The following is a 19,395-nucleotide window of genomic DNA, read 5'->3' as shown; positions in this document are numbered from 1 at the left end:
TTATGTTCTATGACTTTTCTCTTCAGCAACGGATTAAAAATGATGCCATCAATACAAAGTTCTATATTTAAAGCCTACGACATCCGCGGCGTCATAAATAAAACGCTCGATGCTAATGTAGCCCGGCAAATCGGTCGGGCTTTCGGTTTGGCCGCGCTTGCGAAAGGTCAAAAAACCGTCATAGTCGGCCGTGATGGCCGGTTATCGGGCGCTGAGATGGCGGCGGCCCTTGTAGCAGGATTGCAAGACTTGCGCGTGGATGTGATTGACCTCGGCGTTGTCGTCACGCCAATGGTGTATTTTGCGACGCATATGTTGGGCACACAATCCGGCGTCATGGTCACCGGTAGTCACAATCCTCCCGATTACAACGGCTTCAAAATGGTTCTGGCGGGTGAAGCTATGTATGGTGAAACCATTCAGGCACTCTATCGGAGCATCGTCTCAGGTGCGGCGACAGCGGCCGCCGCGCAAGTCCAGCATCCGGGTGGTTACTGCACCCACAATATTAAGGGAGCCTACCTTCAGCGCATTCTCAGTGACGTCAAACTAGCAAAGCCGATGAAAATTGTGGTCGATTGCGGCAATGGCGTGGCAGGTGCGTTTGCCGGAGAACTCTATCGCGCCCTGGGTTGCGAAGTGCAAGAATTGTTTTGTGAGGTTGACGGAACATTTCCGAACCACCATCCCGATCCAGCGCATCCGGAGAATTTGCAGGATGTCATTCGGGCGCTGCAAACCTCTGACGCAGAAATTGGCCTGGCGTTCGACGGCGATGGCGATCGTCTGGGCGTCGTCACCAAAGATGGTCAGATCATTTATCCGGATCGGCAATTGATGCTGTTTGCCGCTGATGTCCTGACCCGTCATCCGGGCCAGGAAATTTTGTACGACGTCAAATGCACGCGCCATCTGGCGCCATGGATTACGCAGCACGGTGGCAAGCCGCTGATGTGGAAAACCGGCCATTCACTGGTCAAAGCCAAGATGCGTGAGACCGGTGCGCCGCTGGGCGGTGAAATGAGTGGGCATGTGTTTTTCAAAGACCGTTGGTATGGTTTTGACGACGGCTTGTATGCCGGTGTCCGATTGCTGGAATTGTTAAGTCGGGAAAGTGATCCGTCTGCGGTGCTCAATGCACTACCGCAATCGACTAGTACGCCTGAGTTGCAATTAACATTGGCCGAAGGTGAAAACTTCACGCTAATTGCCGCTCTTCAAGAGCAAGCGGAGTTCCCCGGTGCTGATAAGATTATCAAGATTGATGGGCTGCGCGTCGAATATTCGGATGGTTTTGGATTGGTGCGGGCATCGAATACCACGCCGGTGGCAGTCATGCGTTTTGAGGCCGAATCGGAAGATGCGCTGGCACGGATACAGGCGGAGTTTAAGCGCGTGATTTTGTTGGAGAAACCGGATGCTGTTTTAAATTTTTAACTGGTGTTCGTTTTACAAAACACAATATTGCGACTGTTACCGAGTTTAGTGACCGATCACATTATTGCGGCGCCCGAAAAAAATCCACGTTGAGCATGCAACTAGCCAATGAAGTCACATCATCGCCACATAACTGCGCCCCGGTCACGTGCATGACAGGGGCGCTATTCACTCATTCACTCATTCAACCGATTAATTTGAATAGACTACCAAAGCTTCTTGAAGAACAAACGAATCGAATCCCAGATCCGGCCAAAAATACTCGCCTGATTCACTTCTTCCAAGGCCAGCACATCCAACTGCGTCAGCGCGGTATCGCCCACCATAATCTTCAATGTGCCGATCTTGTTGCCGAGGCCAATGGGAGCGATGAGCGGATCTGTACGCTCCAATACTGGTTTGATTTTTTCGGCGACACCTTTTGGTACCGTCACGAATATGTCGCGGTCAAATCCAACCTTGATTTCGCTTTTTGACCCCTTCCATACCTGCGGCGTGGCCAGCGCCTGTCCCTTTGAATAGAGCTTGACGGTGTCAAAGTTCTGGAAACCCCAGTTCAATAATTTTTGCGCTTCCTGCGTACGCGTCTGGTCGGAGTTGGTCCCCACAACAACTGCCAGCAAACGACGTTCGCCAGTACCATTGGGACGTTTGGCAGATGCAATAATCGAATAACCGGCGCTGTTAGTATGACCGGTCTTCATGCCATCAACAGAAGGATCGGACCAGAGCAAGCGGTTGCGATTGGGTTGTTTGATCTTGTTATAGGTAAACGTTTTTGTTGAATCGATTTTATAAAACTCTGGAAAATCAACGATAACGTGGGCGGCAAGTACCGCCAGATCCCGTGACGTTGTGTAGGTATCGGCGCTCGGCAGGCCATGCGGATTGCCAAAGTGGGTCGATTTCATGCCCATGCGCTGCGCTTCGCGGTTCATTTGCACCACAAATGCGTCTTCAGTACCGGATACTGCTTCGGCCAATGCCACTGCTGCGTCATTACCCGAAACTACCATCAGGCCATATAACAGGTCACTGATCGATACCGGCGTCGCTGGATCAATAAACATTTTCGAGCTGCTCGGATCAACTTTCCAGGCGCGTACGGAGACGGTCACCATCTGATCGAGCGTCAGTTTTTTGTCCTTCAGAGCGTCAAACACGACATAGGCGGTCATGATCTTGGCTAACGATGCGGGTTCGACGCGTAAATCGGCATCTCCCGAGGCAACGATTTGATTGCTGGTGGTATCCAACAATAACCAGGATTTGGCAGCGACGGATGGCGGTGGCAATGTCTGGGCAAAAGCAACCGAAGCGGACAAGAGTGTTGCAGCTAAGGCTGCGAATATTTTTTTCATAGGGTATAAGTGAATGAAATCGGTGAAGTCGGTGTTAAGGACGTTGGCACGACAGACAGCAAACAGCTATCGCACGGATGAATAGGTAGCAGAACCAGAGGGTAAAGACGCACTTAACCAGGGAACTACAAAAAAACAATTAACCGGAATTATAGCCTCCTCAGTTGCGCAAGATAACGTGGTCACGATTTCAAGTCCAATATCGACAAAAATCGCCGAACAATGACATGCCATTTCGACTCATTATTTTGTGTGCATAGCCGCTTTAGCCGGCCTTGGATTCCCGATGCCACATTTCGACCATCAAGTTCTTAATATGTTGCAATCTGCGATGAAAAAAATGATCCGCACCAGGAATGACGATAACCGGAATGTCTTGCGGACGCGCCCATTCAAATACCGCACTTAACGGAATGGTTTCATCGAGTTCACCATGAATCAAAATACTGTTTGCGGGAACTGTCGGCATTGGCCATTTTCCAGCAGCAGTGCCAACCAATACCAACCGTTCTGCTGGCGAACCGGCCGTAATCAACCGTTGCTGCAATTGTGACTGCACAAAAGTGCCAAATGAAAAACCACCAAGCGCTAGTGGCAATGCGGGATATTTTTCGCGCATGTGGACCAGCAACGCGGCCATATCATCGGTCTCACCACGACCTTCATCGTAGACCCCGGATGAATTTCCGACACCGCGGAAATTCATCCGAACCGCCACATATCCCAATGCCAGAAATCCACGCGCCAAGGTTTGTGCAACCTTATTGTCCATTGTTCCGCCATATAGCGGATGTGGGTGGGCGACCAGCGCCAAACCTCTTGGCTCTGGAAATTGATCCGAAGCGGGAAGGTCCAGCGCACATTCAAGTGCGCCAGAGGGACCGGTAATAGAAAAAGAGGTGGTCTGTGCGTTCATGTCTTCTCGTTTGATTCTCAACGAATTGGCTGACATACCCGGCGACTAAAAATAGTATCGCATTCAGGGGGATTTTTGTTCGTCCATGTCAGCCAATGATAGAAATAATAAGGCGGATATTATGCTGAAAAATAATGACGTATAAACTCTCGGAATTAAATTTTCAAACGCTCAACGATTTTTCCACCGACGATATGCACGTCGATAATTTCGTCGATGTCCTCCGTATCGACGTAGGTATACCAGACGCCTTCTGGATAAATAACTAACGCAGGGCCTTCTTCACAACGTTCAAGACAACCGGCTTTATTGATTCTGACCTTGCCGTCGCCAGCCAGACCGAGTGCTTTGATACGGCGCTTGGCATGCTCTTGGGCGGCTTGCGCGCCGTTATTGGCACAACATACTCGATCACCCGGTGCGCGCTGGTTTAGGCAAAAAAACACATGATGGGCATAAAAAGGCGGTACGGAGCCAATTTCTGTTGGTTCGGTGGAGGGAATTTCGCTCAGGTTATCGCTCATAGCTGGACAGCTCTAAAAAGAAAGTAGTTAGGATAGTTAATATAATCATACACCGGAGTCATTTCGTTTCGCTCGGTGCATAGGGTGGAATAAAAACCAAAGCGTAAAAAATGGCCACAAAAGTGCTAAAAACTGCGCCGCACCATTGAAATTTAGAAATTTACCTAATGACCATGTTTGTAACGTTTCGACGTAGTAAGGATTGTCCGGGATAACATTAACAAAGACCAAACTGACGAACACCGCCAATGCCGCAACCCAGCGTTGCACGCGCTGCGGTGTAAATCCAAATGTAACCAACACCACGGCACCGACCAGCAATCCGGTCAACGCTCCCGGGGTTAACCAGACCAGCACATTCTCCGGGGTAAATAATAACGCGGACGCAAATGCTTTTACCGAAAGCGTTACCCATATCAATAGGAACGTCAGTGCGACTTTCGGCGCGTCTTTGCGTAACACGATCAACAGCATTAAGCCCGCACTGACCAGACCACAAGCGGTAATAATCGATTCCGTCATCCAGTATTGTTCGGCCGATAGCTGTACGTCGTTGGTCATCCATGCGGCCAGATCAATCGGCTGCTCAAACCAGTCCGACAACCAGGTCGACAGCATGGATGTGACTTGCCCAAACCCGAACAGATGATTCAATGGCGCCAGTTGCGCCAGCGGCCACAATGCAATCATGACCATGCCATGGCTGGCTTCACGATTGAACCACCGTTCCCGCAGCAACAGCAATTTGTTCTCCGGACTAAACCGATAGCGGAAAATAGCGCCAATAATGCTGCCTGACAGCGCACCGATACTGTTGGTTAACAGATCAAGATTGGATGACACGCGCGTGGGCAGATACGTCTGCACCGCTTCCATCACTCCCGAAAACAAGATGCCGGCCAAGGTGACCAGGATGACTGTCAATGTCAGTGGAATTCTGCGCGGCAGCACCAATACGGTCAACAGCCCGAGCGGCATATAGCCGACAATATTGGTCCAGACGTCAAATAAGGTCCAGTAATGCGGCAGCGGTGCCGATAAGAAAGCCCACGGCGTCAATCCAACGTCGCGCCACCCGCTGAACGGATACCAACTGGCGTAAATAATCAGCAGCAGGTATATCAATAAACTGACACGTGCAAACGATGACGACGGGGATGACGAGCTACGCTCAATAATTAATGACGAACCAGTCATTGCAATCTGTCCTTATTGCTTAAAAGTAAATTTTACCGGCATAAGTTTAACCATCCGGTGATGATTTTATGAGGGTGGGATTAGACAGCGCGTACTGCTAGTCTGAATCAAGATTGTTTCTGCCATATTTCGGCGGCTATTTTTGCAGGTGCTTCTGTTGGTACTGCTGTCATAGTCCTGGTTTTTCAGCTACTTCTTCAACGGCAACGCCGCTAACCATTCCATCAGATCATCAATTAATGCATCATTGGCAACTGAAAAAGCGCGTGCACCGCCAGCGGCGTCTGGAGTGGGCGTAGCAACTGAATGGCTGAACATCTTCTGGCCTAGCAAAAGTCGGCCATTAAAGATGGACGCCCGAATGGTGACCTTTACGACGCTATGCGAAGCGCTGTCGAAGGTCTGGCTGAAATCATCCATGTCGATCCGCAATACTGGAACATTAAGTGCTCCGTCCGAAACAGAAACCACCGCACCGCCAACCTGACCGAAACGCGCCTTCAGACGCTGGCTGAATAACTGCGCCGGTGACATGGTCCAGCGTGAAGTCGCATACGGGCGCAATTGCAGATCATTCGCATAAGCTAACCTGTACATCATCATCGTATTATCCAATCCTGCTGGCGCAGTAACGTCTGCCAGACTGATAGCTGGCAAGGTCATCATCGCCGCAGTCGGCGAACTTACAAGCGCTGGTAAAGGGCCAAAATCATACCGGGCATAGACACCCGCTGGCGCAGCGCAACCGCCGACCAAAACCACAATGGACAACACCAGTACAGCTTTAAAGAGCGCATTCAATTTGTTCATCGATTTCCTTATGCCTATTTTATTTGACAGGGGCAATAAAACCCGCTTCGCCCGGCCCCGGCGGCACGCCTTTGCTGCCAAACAAAATACTTTGCGGTTGCTGATTAAAGTGTTCTAGCGTCTCGTTCAATGCACGTACCGACGAACGCGCCTCTGACGCCAGCACATTAAACCGTGGCAGCGCGTCGTATTGCACACTATCGGCGACTGATCCCACGTTCGCCATTGTTGCCGACAATCTGGACACCGCGCCATTCGGACCCTGTAAACTGGTGCTCAAGGTATTCAAAGTATGACTCAGTACAGTCATATTTTGGGATAGGGTCGTAATCGACATCAATGCCTGATTCAGTTGCTCGGTCATCGCCGGTAGCTTGGCGAGAGTCGGCTCTAACTGTCGCGGTATCGATTCAAACGCATTCGCCGTTTTACTGACATCACTAAACGCCGCCACCATCACTTGTTGATTCGCAGGGGCGAGCAAACCATTTAATTTGGCAACGGTTTCTTCTGCCTGCAACAAAATTGCCGCGCCTTTGGTTTGAATGTTATCGAACAAACTCGGCCGCAGCGTAATGCGCGCCGGTTTACTGGCGCTGCTGGCCAGTTTGGCAGGATTGCTACCATCATCATCCAACTGTATATAGGCAATCCCTGTCACGCCTTGATAACCCAGCGTACCATACGTGGCCGGCGTCATCGGGGTATCAAGATTAATTTTCAGGCGAATTAGAATCTGCCCCGGACTTTGCGGATCGAAAACAATCGTATCGACTCTGCCAACGTTGAGACCGCGATACCGGACGTCCGCCTGCGGATTAAGGCCCGGAACCGACAGCTTGGTGGCGATTTCATACGGTACCCGCTGCACGCGGTCACCGTTGAACCACATGACGCCAAAGATCGCCGCCAACAATAAGACGACGGTAAATAGTCCGGCAATTAACGCATGTGCTTTATTTTCCATAATGCTGCCTATCCTACTGTGTCCTGCTCACAATGCGCCGAGAGGAAGAAATTTTCTATAAAGGGATGTTTGATCTTCATCACCTGCTCGGGCGTGTCGTAGGCAAGAACGTGTTTATCGGCCAGCACAGCGATTTTGGTCGACATCGCCAATAACGATTCCAGATCATGGGTAATCATGACAACCGTCAAGCGCATATCCTTATGCAGCGACAGAATTAGTTTAACGAACGCTGCGGACGACGCAGGATCCAGGCCAGCGGTGGGTTCATCCAAAAACAATAATTCTGGCTCTAGCGCCAACGCCCGCGCCAGGGCAACGCGTTTAATCATGCCACCCGATAAATCAGAGGGCATTTTAAGCGCGTGCTCGGGACCAATGCCGGCTAATTGCAACTTCAGCAACGCGGCATCCAGAATCAGACTTTCCGGTAATGCACGCAGCTCACGCAGCGGCATCGCCACATTATCCAGCACCGTCAGCGCAGAAAATAACGCGCCCATCTGAAACAACATTCCCCAACGGTTTTGTAACGCAGCCATTTGATCAACGCTAGCTTTACTGATATCCAACCCTAAGACCGATACGGTGCCGCGCGTAGGTCGATTCAGGCCCAAAATTTGGCGTAAGAGCGTAGTTTTTCCAGAACCGGAACCACCGATCACGCCAACAATCTCACCCTGTTCAATCGTCAGATCAAGGTCTTGCAGAACAACTGTCTTGCCGAACTGGGTCCAGAGTTTGTCGACCTGAATGACCGGCTGCGGGGCTGGCGTTAATGGTCGAGTCGATAAAAGTGGATTGCTCAGCAAATTAGTCATCAAAATCCAACCCCGCTAAACAGAATTGCAAACACCGCATCAGCAAGTATCACAATAGTAATCGCGCTGACCACGGAGGTTGTTGTACCTTGACCAAGGCTTTCAGTGTTAGGTTCAATGCGCAAACCGAAATGACAAGCGACCAGGGCGATCAGTCCACCAAATACGGCACCTTTGCCAAGCCCAATCAGATAGTTGGGCAAAGGGACTGCGCCCGGCAATTGCTGTAGAAAATACGTCGGTGACAATCCGAGTTGTAACTGCGCCGCGGTCATCCCACCGAGTAATGCAATCGCATCCGTCCAGATCACCAACAACGGCATCGCGATCAATAAAGCGATCACACGCGGCAAGATTAAACGGAAGCCATGCGGCAAACCCATTACCTCCATCGCGTCGAGTTCCTGCGTCACCCGCATCACACCCAGTTGCGCGGTGATGGCAGAACCGGAGCGCCCCGCCACTAAAATGGCTGCCAGCAATGGTCCCAGTTCGCGGATGATACTCATCCCGAGAATATTGACGAGATAAATGTCGCCGCCAAAAGTGTGCAATTGCTGCGCGGAGAGAAACGATAACACTACGCCAATCAGAAACCCGACAATCGCAGTAATTCCCAACGCCTGAAAACCGATGTGGTAAATGTTTGCGGATATCTCTTTCCACGGTGCCCGACGCGGCGTGCGCACCATGCGGTTGAAGTCCAGGATAAATTGTCCGAGTAATGCGACGAAGCCGCTCAAATGATCCAATCCGACGCGCGCCCAATCATAAATGACAATCAACAATCGCCGTCGCGGTGGTGGCGGTGGCAAAGATAATGGCCCAGCATCTTCGAGGCGCTTGAAGAAATCCTTTTGCTGACGCGTAAGCACCAGCGAATCCGGGCGTTTTTTTCCCCATGCGTTCCACAATAATTGCGCGCCGATATGATCGAGCGCTGTAACCTGCGACAAATCCCATTGGAGAGATTGCCGTGCAGCGCGCCTTGCCAGCATTTTCAATCTTGACTGCAACGCTCGCATGACACCCGGTTGCGCCATCGCATTGACTTGCCAGTTTCCGCGGACCATTGCCACGCGTGTATCGACATTGACATCGCCACTACCACCGTCCTCGGTCTTGTTATCACCTCCATCATGAAGATGAGCGAGAGCGATCGCGGGGAGTTGGACATCGGATTTTGGCATGCATCAAGTTTAAGTGAGAATGGATACAAAATCTCGCCGCACCAAGACTTTTATACGCAAAATACTTATCCTCGTCTCCATCAATGGCAAATACACACCAAGAAATAATTGACGACAGCGCGCATCCGCTACAATGCGCGGCATGACATCTACTCTTTCTGCAGAGCGCATCTTTGCACTTTCGGCATCACTTCCCGATCACATCACAATTGAGGTCGTGGCTGAGACCGGCTCCACCAACGCCGACCTTCTGACGCTAATACAAAACCCGCAAGGGTCACAAAATGGGTCATCCAGTCTAAACGCGCACCACAACGGCGACGCGATTATTGGACCGATGCTGCGCATTGCCGAACAGCAAACCGCTGGTCGAGGACGCGCTGGACGCACTTGGCTTTCGGCGCCATCCGCTGCGTTGATGTTTTCGCTGGCATGGCGTTTTGATCGCCCCCTACAAAAATTGATTGGCTTGCCGCTAGCCGTCGGCGTGGCGATTGCTGACGGCTTAAACCAGTATTTGCACCAGACTTTTGGCGCCGCTCAGGAGCAGGAAAATGCAGAGACCGATTTCGGCATTCGATTAAAATGGCCTAACGATCTGCTGTTAGTGGACGGCGAGAGCGACGGCAAACTGGGCGGCATTCTGATTGAAACCGCGAGTGGCAGCGCTCAGCCCAACGGGTACGCCGAGCGTTCCACTTGGGCGGTGATTGGTGTCGGTATCAATCTTGCCATCCCGGTTGATATACAACAGCAACTTGAGCGCAAGATAGCCAATTTGCCAAGATCAGGACCCGATAGTTGCCCTGTCGAGGCTGATCGCAACGCGCTAATGGCGACGTTACTATCCAACCTGACCCACGCATTACAACAATTTCAAAACGATGGCCTCAACCCATTTGTGTCACGATGGAATCAACTCCACGCGCATGCAGGACAACAAGTGGTTATTCTGGATCAGGGTAAGGTTTTATATGAGGGCACAGCGCTGGGGATTGATAAGATCGGTCGATTTTTGTTACAAACCGCGCAAGATGCGTTACCTGTCGCTATCATGGCGGGCGACATTTCGCTGCGGGTAAAGGAAACGTAAGAATGGGATTACTGTTAATTGATGCTGGCAATACGCGCATAAAGTGGGCCTTGGCAACTATTCCGACCCTCGGCCATGCCACCGCTCCTCCTATATGGCGAGACATTGGCTCTGTGGCGCATAACGAAATTGCGGAGTTGCTCGGCCTTTGGCGCGGCCTTCAGATAACGCGCGTGTTGATTTCAAATGTCGCGGGCAGTAAGGTTGGTGCACGTCTGCATGAAATATTGCAACTGGCCTTCGATAGCAGTATTTTGCCGGAATGGTTTGCCTCCGTGCCGCAGCTGGCGGGCGTTCGCAACGCCTATCGCAATCCCATGCAACTCGGTTGTGATCGCTTTGCTTCGGCAATCGGCGCACATCGGCTATATCCACAACAAGCCCTGTTATTGGCAACCTGCGGCACCGCCACGACGATTGACGTCATCAATGCCGACGGCACGTTTATAGGCGGTATGATCTTGCCTGGATTGGGCTTGATGGCGAACGCATTGGCGCACGGCACGGCACAGTTGCCACGCATCCTTGACCATGTCGTGATCACGACACCATTTGCGGACAACACCGAGGATGCCATCATGAGCGGTTGTATCGCCGCGCAGGTTGGCGCAATTTCGACCGCATTGACGCTGCAAACCCAACATCATCCGGGAATGGAAATAAAATGTATTCTTACGGGTGGAAGTGCTGGCGTTATTGCACCCTATCTGACATCGCCCCATGAAAGAGTTGACCATTTGGTCCTGACTGGCCTGTGGACCAGCATTGCCGCAGAAACCGAACGTTGAGCGAATAACACTTTATGTTGAAAATATTTTTCTGGTTGCTGCTATTAATCAACGCAGGTTTGTTTGCGTTACAGCACGGCTATCTGGAGGGCATCGGCCTCATCTCGAACGGAAGAGAGCCCGCCCGTTTAACTAACCAATTGCAAGCGGACAAAATTAAATTGGTTCCAGTAACCGAGGCTGAGGGTGAAAAAGGCAATAGCGCAAGGACCAACCAGAACGGTGTGACTAATTCAAATAGTGCAAATAATGCAAATAATGCCGCGATTACCTCAACCGCTAATCTAGGTGGTGGCGAGAAAGATGGCACAGACAGTGGTGCCAACAGCGCCTTTGCCTGCACTGAAGTAGGCAATTTCAGCGCTGCTGAAGCAAGGCGATTTGCCAGTCAGTTAGCTGAAGTCGCGCCAACCGTGCAGCCAATCCGCCGCCCAGTGCAAGAAATTGCCAGTTATCGCGTGTACTTGCCTTCGTTTGGGAGCCAAGACGCGGCGAATAAAAAAGGGGAGGAATTGCTCGGCCTTGGCATCACCGATTTCTTTGTCATCCAAGATGCGCCACCGCTCCTTTATGGCATCTCTCTCGGCACATTCAAATCTGAAGAGGCCTCGCAAATTCAGGTTGCCCGCCTGGAAGAAAAGGGTCTGATCGGCATACGAGTAGAAGCGCGTAAGGCAACAGCTGGCAAGGTGGCCTTCCAATTACGGCTGTTAAACGCTCAGACCTCGGCACAGTTAACCAAGGTCGTCGCCACCTTTACCCACAAGGAAGTGCGTAGCTGCGATGAAGCGACACTTCCCGAACGAAGTTAAGCGAAATCGGCACTTTTCGAAGGCTAAAGACTATTTGTCGGATTTAAACTTGCTACAAAAGCAATAAAATTTGTAAACATTCCGGACAGCAGCAACCTGGTTGCGCTACATTTGACGATATTGTGGGCGTTGTTGCCAACATTAATGGCACAGGCATTAGCGCCGGTAGCGCCTGACACCAACAAGTCGACGCGCTGCGCGAAAGGACGCCGCAGATAAATTGCCTCTTGCAAACGAAACATTCCGCCATGTTGATTCCCCACTTCATTGCGCCCCGTTATTCTTACCCTCAATGGGTCCCTTAACGCTGCTCTGCACGATAAAGTATCCCACAGGAATCAGCGAATACCCAACACACTAGCGGCGATTACCTCTTGTTTTGCCGCAAATTAGCAAATTCATTGGCGCTTGTCCGCAGCAAAATCTCATAAGAACTACGAAAAAAGAAATTCACGTTGCCGACCTGGACCGTGTGTAAGCGGATGTCATTTTCACGCACCATATTGGCACCCATCATGCATCCAAAAGGAGCGTCTGATTGCACCATGATAAGGCAACTCTACTCTTCAGTATCAAAGAGGCGTAGCGCTTTTTTACCTATGAAGGGAAATAATGAAACCAAGGAAACGCAAAGGAAATTCGACAGAATCAATGCAGTCAAAAAAATCCCACCTTGACTAAAGAATGAGATTTTTTAGCGTCATTTTTACGCTGGCAATGGACTATTCAGAGACATTAAAGCGCGATGTCAGGTATCGGCCCTAAAGAATAAAAGAACAATCACAAAAGAAAATACAGAACTAGATGCCTATACGGCAATTAATCAATGATTAAAACTCAGCATCAAGTTCCTCAATCTCGACCGGTTCCAACTTCGCCGCTTCCACCCATTCTTGCACTTGCGGCAAAGCCATAATACATTCGCAATAGGCTGCACAAACGGCGTCCAACTTGACGTTGTATGTCAAAAAGCGCGTTACCACTGGCGCATACATAGCGTCTGCTATACACGGTGTCGCGCCAAACAGATATGGTCCGCCATACGTATTAAAGCATTCGTGCCAGATGGTGACAATGCGATCAATATCGGCTTGCGCTCTCGCCCAAACCTTGAATTCCTTAAATTGGCCCCGCAAATTCATTGGCAACGCGGAACGCAGAGCAGAAAATCCTGAATGCATTTCACCGCAAACGGCGCGACAATGGGCACGCGCACCGCGGTCAGCTGGCAGTAAACCCGCCTTAGGCTTGATTTCATGTAAATATTCGCCTATCGCGAGGGTATCCCACACTTTAACCCCGTCATGCAACAAACAAGGTACCAACATCGACGGTGCCAGTAATAGGATTTCGGCACGCATAGCCGGATCGTCAAGCGATATGATCTGCTCATCAAATGGCAGTTTGGAGAATTTAACCAGTAGCCAGCCGCGCATCGACCACGACGAATAATTCTTGCTGCTGATGGAGAGAGTAGCTTGTGCCATGATGCAGATTCCCTAGTCATTAACGCATGTGGGCGGAGTCGCTCGATAATCGACAATTTCAGAAACAGCTCAGCAAACTTCATGCCAGAAATTCGATGGCCTGCAACTTGCTAATGCCTTTCAGCATCGCCCACTCTCGGGCAAGGGAGCACTCATGAAGTATCAAGTCTATCAAGCGCATTCCGACATGATGGCGGGGATGCGTTTATTTACACAGGCCGCCGTCACGGCCATGTCCCACCCTTTTTTAAGTGCGGCTCCAGGCGTTCGTAAACTTTCTGCAGCTTATGAGATGTTTGCAAGCACTGAAGTTACCCACACCCGACCCGACTTTCGCCTCAACACCATACACGTAGGCGAAGGAGATAGCACACACGACGTACTGGTGCATGAAGAAGTCGCGCACGTCATGCCGTTCTGCACCTTGCTGCATTTTAAGAAAGAGGGGGTGACCGATCAGCCGCGCGTACTCATCGTCGCACCCATGTCCGGCCATTTCGCGACGTTGCTGCGTGAAACTGCGCGCACTATGCTGGCGGATCACGACGTCTACATCACCGACTGGCACAATGCCCGGGACGTACCGTTAGATGCTGGCCCTTTTGGCATGAGCGAATACGCACTTTATCTCATCGCATTTCTAGAGGTGATGGGCCCGGGATCGCATATGGTGGCAATCTGCCAGCCTTGTGTATCCGCTCTGGTTGCCACTGCCATCATGGCCGAAGATGGTAATCCCGCCCAACCGCGTAGCCTGACACTCATGGCCGGGCCAATTGACACCCGGGTCAATCCGACCGGAGTGAACGAACTGGCCACCAGCAAGCCATTTGAATGGTTTGAAAAGAACCTGATTAGTACCGTCCCGCAGCGCCATCCCGGCGGCGGGCGCCGTGTGTATCCCGGATTCCTGCAGCTTTCCGCGTTCATGAGCATGAACCTTAAACGCCACGTGAATGCATTTAAAGGGCTGTACTCCGATTTGGTGGAAGGCGCGCTGGAAAAAGCCAACACCACTCGCACCTTTTACCAAGAGTATTTCGCGGTGCTAGATATGACAGAAGAGTTTTATCTGGACACAATACGCGATGTGTTTCAGGAGTACGCGTTGCCGTTGGGCAAGCTGGAATGTGCTGGACGCCTGATCAAACCCGCGGCGATCAAACGCACCGCTCTGTTGACCGTAGAAGGAGAACATGACGACATCTGCGCAATCGGGCAAACGATGGCTGCGCACGACCTTTGCAGCGGCATTCCGGGCTACATGAAGTCACACCACATGCAAACCGGTGTCGGACATTACGGCGTGTTTAGCGGACGACGCTGGAACAAAGAAGTCTATCCGATCGTCCGTGAAATGATCCACGTCAGCCAATGACGGATGTAAATCTGCAATGCTGATTGCACCGGGTGTGCTGCGATCCCTCACACCCGGAGTTAATACAATACCAAGAAAGTACACATCGTTGCCATAACCAGTACATTTTAGGCAAGGCATGAAATGTGTAAATGCTGGCGCGCCACCGCATTTTTTACTTCAACCCGCCCCGACCCGCACCACATTATCCTCTACGATGAATGCGCTCAGCTTTGGTCGTGACGCCTTGCATCAAACTTTGACATCAATTCGGTTAATAATTATTTAGCAATAAAATTGATCGATGTAATCCTCCTTTGCGCCGTCATTTATCAGCGATTATCCCGATCAAAAAGGGTGATTGTGTGTTTTATCCGAACATCCCTGCTTTGCACCCAACAAGCTCCGACTTTTCCATGTAAAATCGCGCCCATTGCCGCACACCTAATTGCGGATTGCTGTTGGCCAATTTTGACCTCGCAGACATCCACGCTTATCCACGGCTCTTTGCTCACCTTTTTCAGACTATCGCAGGATATCCCATGCTCGACTTGACCGATGAACTTGCCAACATTCCTCCAAAAGTAAAAGCCGGAATTCTGGCAGAGGCATTACCGTATATCCGAAAATTTCACGGCAAAACCATTGTCGTCAAATACGGCGGCAATGCGATGACAGACGAACGCCTTAAACATGGCTTCGCCCGCGACGTGATTTTGTTAAAACTGGTCGGCATGAATCCGGTAGTCGTGCACGGCGGCGGTCCGCAAATCGAAAACGCACTCAAAAAAATCGGCAAGCAAGGTATCTTTGTTCAGGGCCATCGGGTCACCGACGAAGAAACCATGGAAGTCGTCGAGTGGGTATTAGGTGGCGAAGTGCAGCAAGATATCGTGATGTTAATTAATCACTACGGCGGTCAGGCAGTTGGCTTAACCGGCAAAGACGGCGGTCTGATTAGGGCACGCAGGATGAAAATGCCGGACAAGCAAAATCCAGGACAGTTTCTGGATATTGGCTTCGTCGGTGAAATCGAGGCAATCAATCCTGCCGTGGTAAAAGCGTTGCAGGACGATGCCTTCATTCCTATTATTTCGCCAATCGGTTTCGGCGCAGACGGTCAGGCTTACAATATTAATGCCGATGTCGTAGCGGGCAAAATAGCGGAAATCCTGCACGCAGAAAAATTGATCATGATGACCAATATCGCTGGTGTTCAGGATAAAGAAGGCAATCTGGTAACGGATTTGTCAGCACGCGAAATTGACGAAATGTTTGAAGACGGCACCATCTCTGGCGGTATGCTTCCAAAAATTTCGTCGGCGCTGGATGCCGCCAAAGCTGGCGTCAACGCAGTCCATATTATCGACGGTCGCATTGAACACTCATTGCTGCTAGAAGTCTTGAGTGAGCAGGCTTTCGGCACCATGATCCGTTCGCATTGATCTAAATATGCATTCCGTTGGCGAATCTCTTCCAAGATTGCTAATGACAGAATGAGCAAAACAAAATAGGGAGAAAAAGCCAAACGCTTTTCTCCCTATTTTTTTTAGCCGCGGTTTTAGGATCAATCTCAGGCCGGTATCAGCAATGCCCGTTGTTCCGGCGTCAAATAACACCAATCCCCTTCTTCCAACGCCAGAGAGGCCAGCGTCATTGCACCAATTGCCGTGCGTTCCAGCGCGACGCAATGATTTCCGGCTGCGGCCAACATGCGCTTAACCTGATGATATTTACCTTGCTCAAGCACGATCTCAATATGTTTATCGTCAATCATGGCGCAACTGACCGCCTTCAACGGAGCCGGCTCATCGTTTAATTGCACGCCATCTAACAATTGCGCGACCAGTTCTGGTGTCACCGGATCGTGCGTGGTCGCGACATACACTTTAGGAACATGGCGCTTCGGCGAAGATTGCGCATGAATAAAAGTGCCGTCGTCCGACATCAACAGCAAACCCGTCGTGTCATGATCCAGGCGACCAACCGGTTGCAGTTCGCGCCAGGTAAATTCCTCCGGCAAGATCGACAAAACGCCCGGATGATGACTCGGCTTACGGGAGCACTCAATATTCGGCGGTTTATGTAAAGCAATATAGACGCGCTCGCGATATACCCATTCCTCATCAAACAACACAAAGACCAAACCATCGGTTGCGATCTTGGCCCGGTAGTCGTTCACTACTTGACCATTGATGCTGATTTCGCCATCATCAATCAACGTGCGGCAATATTTGCGCGTACCGACACCCTGTGATTGCAGGATGCGGTCTAAGGTTAATTTGCTCATAGATTTAATTATTAAAACAGTCAATTTCAACCGCAAAAAGCGTGCGAATTACGTCGACAGAAAGCGCGGGTCAAGACGTTAGGTAGTCATTCGAGTCGATGGTAGCCTAAAAAAATCGCCTGTAGTCAAGGCTACAGACGATCTTGAGTTACTCCGAGCTTCCTATCATGCTTATTGCCTCACTTAGCCACTTGTACCTTGGCATAAGCCGCCAACCAGCGCTGATGCATATCGCAACCTTCGAGATTCAGGCCCGGCGATTTGATACCAAAGAACCGTTGTTCACGATTCAGCAATGCATGCGCTTGCAGCACTGTTTCAGCGCCGTATAGGTGTTGCAAGGCGGCGGCGTAAGGTTTGGCATCATCTAAACCGATCAGGCTTTCGATGCAACGATAAACCAATTGACGGTCTGCGCTAATTTGATTGAAGTGACGTATCCAGTCACAGCCTTCACGAATCGCTTCACGGTCGCCGATGGCCAATGCCAGGAGCGTTTTCAATTCACCGACACGTAGTTCTTTCCACAACGTACCAACGTCGGCAACCAAACCGATTAATGCAGCAACTGGTCGCTGATCTGCTAATCCCAATTCATTCAATTCACCCAGCAAATCGGTGCATTCTTCATCGTCCAGATCTGCCAGGAACAGAATCGGTTCGCGGATTTCATTGCCAACGCTGACGTTATCCCACTCCAAATCTTCGACAGGGTAAATGTCTGACATGCCGGGTACCAGAATCCGGCACGCATAGACGCCCAAATGGGTGAAGTCGGCGATATAAATATCGTGACCCTTGGCATGAATGGCGGCGATCGACCATGCATAATCTTCGGCAGTGGTGTTGCTGAAGTTCCAGTCGCTGAACGCGAAATCCGGTGTATCACGCAAGAAGTTCCAGCTGATGATACCGCTGGAATCGACGAAGTGAATTTCCAGATTCTGTGAATGTGCAATTTCTTCCAGATCAAACCCCGGCTCCGGAAAGCCGCCTAATGCATCCAGCGCGCGGCCTTGCAGCAATTCAGTCAATGCCCGTTCCAAGGCGATTTCAAAGCGCGGATGAGCGCCAAAGCTGGAGAAACAGCCTTGGTCCGTTGGATTTAATAAGGTGACATTCATCACCGGATATTGCCCGCCGAGCGACGCGTCTTTGACCAGAATACCAAAGCCTGCGGCACGCAAAGCGCGAATCCCGGAGGCGATACGAGGATAACGTGCGATGACTTCTTCCGGCACATCCGGCAAGCACAGACCATCTTTGATGATGCGGAACTTGACGTCGCGCTCAAAGATTTCCGACAGTGCCTGGGTGCGTGCTTCGGCTTCCGTGTTACCGGCTGACATACCGTTACTGGCGTACAAATTGCCGATAATGTTAACCGGGAACCAGACGGTCTCGCCATCACGTTCGCGTACGTAAGGAATCGCGCAAATGCCGCGATCTTCGTTGCCAGAGTTGTAATCGACCAGCATCGTGGCATCGACTGTGCCTTCCGGATTATAGAATTTTTGCAATTCCGGGGTCAGCAAACCCGCTGGCCATGTTTCGCTTTCGTCATTCAGTTCAAACCATTTTTCACGTGGATAATGCACAAATGGGCCATTCGCCACTTTTTCACCTAGGTAAAAATGGGTCCAGAAATAATTACACGAAAGCCGCTCAAAAAATTCGCCCAACGCACTTGCACGTGATGCTTGTTCAGTCGCGCCTTTGCCATTGGTAAACAGCAACGGGCAATCACGATCACGAATATGCACCGACCAGCAACCATCGACTGGATTAAGCCATGATCGTTCTTCGATATGAAAACCAAGCGCCTCCAGCTTGCCTTGCATAGAGCTGATCGACGATTCTAGCGAGGCGTCTTTGCCGGGGATAAAGTGTTCTGTTGACATGTGAAATCCTGAAAAGGTAAAAATAGGGAGTGACGCGGTCGAGTAGCATTGCAAGGTGTCTCATGGCGCTATGACGGTGCGATGACGATGCGACGATATTGCGATGCAGTCGACGAAATACTGAACCGAACAGAAAAGTAGCAAAAATACAACTAATTTCCCTTATTTTTTGCGAATGACGTGATGATACTCGCGTCTATCCCGCTACGGAAACCGATCATCAAGATGCGCACAAACAAAATCACATACAAAATGATAATGGCCACGTGAGAGCCCAAGTCAAATCGGTAGATAAACAGATACAAAATACGTACAAATCGATTACCATAAAATGATCAAAGCGCCATCACGGCGAAGCTGCAATCAGCAATCTAACGAAATCTATCTATTCCAATTAGCCCGAAGTGAACCTGAAAATGCGGTCTCAAAACAACGACCAACAGC

The 19,395-nt window shown here is 50.5% G+C and carries 18 protein-coding genes; 6 read left to right on the top strand and 12 right to left on the bottom strand.

Annotated features, from left to right (window positions below):
* The first annotated feature begins 42 nt into the window (after positions 1-42).
* A complete protein-coding gene (locus ACXX82_RS11560) occupies positions 43-1,437 on the top strand; it encodes a phosphomannomutase/phosphoglucomutase (RefSeq protein ID WP_322240339.1) in 1,395 nt (464 codons plus the stop codon).
* A 206-nt stretch (positions 1,438-1,643) separates the two neighbouring features.
* On the opposite strand, the gene ACXX82_RS11555 is transcribed toward ACXX82_RS11560, so the two are convergent.
* From ACXX82_RS11555 to ACXX82_RS11520, 8 genes are all read right to left on the bottom strand, one after another.
* Positions 1,644-2,798: a D-alanyl-D-alanine carboxypeptidase family protein gene (locus ACXX82_RS11555; protein ID WP_322234803.1), complete on the bottom strand. Its 1,155-nt coding sequence runs from the start codon at positions 2,796-2,798 to the stop codon at positions 1,644-1,646.
* A 265-nt stretch (positions 2,799-3,063) separates the two neighbouring features.
* Positions 3,064-3,714, bottom strand: a complete 651-nt coding sequence (locus ACXX82_RS11550; RefSeq protein ID WP_458562952.1) for an alpha/beta hydrolase — start codon at positions 3,712-3,714, stop codon at positions 3,064-3,066.
* Between the two features lie 155 nt (positions 3,715-3,869).
* Positions 3,870-4,238, bottom strand: coding sequence for a (2Fe-2S) ferredoxin domain-containing protein (locus ACXX82_RS11545; RefSeq protein WP_322234799.1), 369 nt, complete (start codon positions 4,236-4,238; stop codon positions 3,870-3,872).
* 45 nt (positions 4,239-4,283) lie between these two features.
* On the bottom strand, positions 4,284-5,435 hold the full coding sequence (locus ACXX82_RS11540; RefSeq protein ID WP_458562951.1) for a VanZ family protein: 1,152 nt from the start codon (positions 5,433-5,435) through the stop codon (positions 4,284-4,286).
* Between the two features lie 189 nt (positions 5,436-5,624).
* A complete protein-coding gene (locus ACXX82_RS11535; protein WP_458562950.1) occupies positions 5,625-6,245 on the bottom strand; it encodes an ABC-type transport auxiliary lipoprotein family protein in 621 nt (206 codons plus the stop codon).
* A 19-nt stretch (positions 6,246-6,264) separates the two neighbouring features.
* Positions 6,265-7,212 carry an MlaD family protein gene (locus ACXX82_RS11530; RefSeq protein WP_322234794.1) on the bottom strand — a complete coding sequence of 316 codons (948 nt, stop codon included), beginning with the start codon at positions 7,210-7,212 and terminating at the stop codon, positions 6,265-6,267.
* An 8-nt stretch (positions 7,213-7,220) separates the two neighbouring features.
* Positions 7,221-8,033, bottom strand: coding sequence for an ABC transporter ATP-binding protein (locus tag ACXX82_RS11525; RefSeq protein WP_323506254.1), 813 nt, complete (start codon positions 8,031-8,033; stop codon positions 7,221-7,223).
* Positions 8,033-9,106 (bottom strand): MlaE family ABC transporter permease, encoded by a 1,074-nt coding sequence (locus tag ACXX82_RS11520; RefSeq protein ID WP_416348531.1) that lies wholly within the window; start codon positions 9,104-9,106, stop codon positions 8,033-8,035. Before ACXX82_RS11520 ends, ACXX82_RS11525 begins: the two co-directional genes overlap by 1 nt.
* A gap of 259 nt (positions 9,107-9,365) precedes the next feature.
* Here ACXX82_RS11520 and ACXX82_RS11515 point away from each other — a divergent pair, with 259 nt between their 5' ends.
* From ACXX82_RS11515 to ACXX82_RS11505, 3 genes are read left to right on the top strand one after another with little or no spacing between them, the layout of a single operon-like run.
* Positions 9,366-10,316, top strand: a complete 951-nt coding sequence (locus ACXX82_RS11515; RefSeq protein WP_458562949.1) for a biotin--[acetyl-CoA-carboxylase] ligase — start codon at positions 9,366-9,368, stop codon at positions 10,314-10,316.
* Between the two features lie 2 nt (positions 10,317-10,318).
* The gene (locus ACXX82_RS11510) at positions 10,319-11,104 is read left to right on the top strand and encodes a type III pantothenate kinase (protein WP_322234787.1); all 786 of its coding nucleotides are present in this window, start codon (positions 10,319-10,321) and stop codon (positions 11,102-11,104) included.
* A 14-nt stretch (positions 11,105-11,118) separates the two neighbouring features.
* The gene (locus tag ACXX82_RS11505; protein ID WP_458562948.1) at positions 11,119-11,916 is read left to right on the top strand and encodes an SPOR domain-containing protein; all 798 of its coding nucleotides are present in this window, start codon (positions 11,119-11,121) and stop codon (positions 11,914-11,916) included.
* 52 nt (positions 11,917-11,968) lie between these two features.
* On the opposite strand, the gene ACXX82_RS11500 is transcribed toward ACXX82_RS11505, so the two are convergent.
* Complete coding sequence (locus ACXX82_RS11500) at positions 11,969-12,166, bottom strand: cysteine-rich CWC family protein (protein WP_416186795.1); 198 nt, start codon at positions 12,164-12,166, stop codon at positions 11,969-11,971.
* Positions 12,167-12,746: 580 nt separating this feature from the next.
* Positions 12,747-13,403, bottom strand: a complete 657-nt coding sequence (locus tag ACXX82_RS11495; RefSeq protein ID WP_322234781.1) for a glutathione S-transferase family protein — start codon at positions 13,401-13,403, stop codon at positions 12,747-12,749.
* Between the two features lie 154 nt (positions 13,404-13,557).
* On the opposite strand from ACXX82_RS11495, the gene ACXX82_RS11490 reads away from it, so the two are divergent.
* The gene (locus ACXX82_RS11490; protein WP_322234779.1) at positions 13,558-14,781 is read left to right on the top strand and encodes a polyhydroxyalkanoate depolymerase; all 1,224 of its coding nucleotides are present in this window, start codon (positions 13,558-13,560) and stop codon (positions 14,779-14,781) included.
* Positions 14,782-15,302: 521 nt separating this feature from the next.
* Positions 15,303-16,205 carry an acetylglutamate kinase gene (gene argB, locus ACXX82_RS11485; protein ID WP_322234777.1) on the top strand — a complete coding sequence of 301 codons (903 nt, stop codon included), beginning with the start codon at positions 15,303-15,305 and terminating at the stop codon, positions 16,203-16,205.
* A gap of 128 nt (positions 16,206-16,333) precedes the next feature.
* Here argB and ACXX82_RS11480 read toward each other — a convergent pair whose 3' ends face one another.
* Both ACXX82_RS11480 and ycaO read right to left on the bottom strand, forming a co-directional pair.
* Positions 16,334-17,050 (bottom strand): pseudouridine synthase, encoded by a 717-nt coding sequence (locus ACXX82_RS11480; RefSeq protein ID WP_458562947.1) that lies wholly within the window; start codon positions 17,048-17,050, stop codon positions 16,334-16,336.
* Positions 17,051-17,229: 179 nt separating this feature from the next.
* Positions 17,230-18,951: a 30S ribosomal protein S12 methylthiotransferase accessory factor YcaO gene (gene ycaO / locus ACXX82_RS11475; RefSeq protein ID WP_322234773.1), complete on the bottom strand. Its 1,722-nt coding sequence runs from the start codon at positions 18,949-18,951 to the stop codon at positions 17,230-17,232.
* Between the last annotated feature and the right edge of the window lie 444 nt (positions 18,952-19,395).

The organism is Glaciimonas sp. GNP009 (assembly GCF_054343755.1).
Note: the sequence above shows the minus strand (reverse complement) of the source record. Positions and strands in the feature narration are given on the sequence as shown.